Below are 1,941 nucleotides of genomic sequence, written 5' to 3' on the forward strand. Positions count from 1 at the left end.
GGGGAGAAATTTATGACTGAAACTGGCACTGCAGCCGCCCGCGGGCGCGAACTGACGCTTCGCGCAATCCTGCTCGGCGGCTTGCTGACGCTGATGTTTACCGCGGCGAACGTCTACCTGGGGCTGAAGGTCGGGTTGACCTTTGCGACCTCGATTCCCGCGGCGGTGATTTCGATGGCGTTGCTGCGCTATATGGCCGGCTCAACAATCCTCGAGAATAATATCGTCCAGACGATCGCGAGCGCCGCGGGCACGCTGGCGGCGATCATCTTCGTGCTGCCCGGGCTTGTCATGGTCGGATACTGGCAGGGTTTCCCGATGTTGGAGACCACCGCGATCACGATGCTCGGCGGCATATTGGGCGTGCTATTCTCGGTTCCGCTGCGCCGGGCGCTCGTCGTCGACTCGGATCTTCCCTATCCCGAAGGCCGCGCCGCCGCCGAAGTGCTGCAGGTCGGCGCCGCGAGCGCCGAGGGTGCCGAGGAGAATCGCGCCGGTCTATCGGCGCTGATGTGGAACTCCATCGTCGCCGCGGCCTTCACATTGCTCACCCAGATGAAGCTTGCGGGCGCCGAAGTCGCGCGCTGGTTCGCGGTCGGCAGCGGCGCGACCGGGATCGCGGGCGGGCTCGCTTTTGCGCTATTCGGTGTCGGGCACCTCGTCGGCCTGTCGGTCGGCATGGCGCAGCTCGTCGGGATGGTCACTGGCTGGTGGGTGCTGCTGCCGATCCTGACGCAAGGCGGGACGGGCGATGCCGAGACGCTGGCAAATACGGTATTTCGCGCCGATGTCCGCTTCTTTGGCGCTGGCGTGATCGCGGTCGCCGCGATCTGGACGCTGATCAGGATCGCCGGCCCGGTCATCGGCGGCATCCGCTCGGCGATGGCGGCGAGCCGTGCGCGGCAGGGCGGGCAGGCGCTCGCGATCGAAGAACAGGATATGTCGATCAACTGGGTGTTCGGCGGGTCGCTGGCGTTGATGCTGCCGATCGGCTGGCTGCTGTGGACCGTGCTCGCGGGCGGCCCGCTTGCCGGGGCATCGATGGTCCTGATCGCAGGGGCGATCCTGTTCATCATCGTCGTCGGGCTGATGATCGCGTCGGTTACCGGCTATATGGCGGGTTTGATCGGCGCGTCGAATTCGCCGGTATCGGGAATCGGCATCCTCGCGATCATCGCGTCGTCGCTGCTGCTTCTCGGCCTGCTCGGCCGCGGCGGCGGCGAAGAAGAAATCAATGCGATGGTCGCTTATGCGCTGATCGTCACCGGCCTCGTCTTCGGGATCGCGACGATCTCGAACGACAATTTGCAGGACCTCAAGACCGGTCAACTCGTCGGCGCAACGCCGTGGAAGCAGCAGGTCGCGCTGATCATCGGCGTGATCTTCGGCTCGCTCGTCGTCCCGCCGGTGCTCAATGTGCTGAACGAGACGGTCGGTTTCGTGGGCGTTCCCGGCGCGGGGCCCGAAGCGCTGGCCGCGCCGCAGGCAGGCCTGATCTCGTCGCTCGCGCAGGGTGTGCTCGGCGGCGACCTCAACTGGACAATGCTGGGTTATGGCGTGCTTGCGGGCGTCGGCTTCATCCTCATCGACGCGCTGCTCGGCCGCGCGGGCAAGCTGCGGTTGCCGCCGCTTGCGATCGGCATCGGGGTCTACCTGCCGATGGCGGTGATCCTGCCCGTCGTGATCGGCGCGGTGGGCGGCTGGTTCTACGACCGCTGGGCATCGAAGCGTCCGAACGCGAGCTTCGCGCACCGCATGGGCGTGCTGACCGCAACGGGCATGATCGTCGGCGAAAGCCTGCTCGGCGTCTTTTACGCGGGGACCGTCTATGTGACCGACAACGACGCGCCGCTCGCGGTGACCGGCGGCGGTTATGCGCCCTACGCACCGTGGGTGGGCCTCATCCTGTTCGTCGTGCTCGTCTGGGCCAGCTATCGGCGT

The 1,941-nt window shown here is 66.4% G+C and carries 1 protein-coding gene; it reads left to right on the forward strand.

All coding sequences use genetic code 11. The annotated features are described in order from the left end of the window. Positions 1–12: 12 nt before the first annotated feature. Positions 13–1,941, forward strand: a 1,929-nt coding sequence (locus VGD20_RS04750; RefSeq protein ID WP_331133346.1) for an OPT family oligopeptide transporter, incomplete at its 3' end; no start/stop codon positions are given.

Origin of the sequence: Sphingopyxis sp. (assembly GCF_036402335.1) — a bacterium.
Lineage (GTDB): Bacteria > Pseudomonadota > Alphaproteobacteria > Sphingomonadales > Sphingomonadaceae > Sphingopyxis.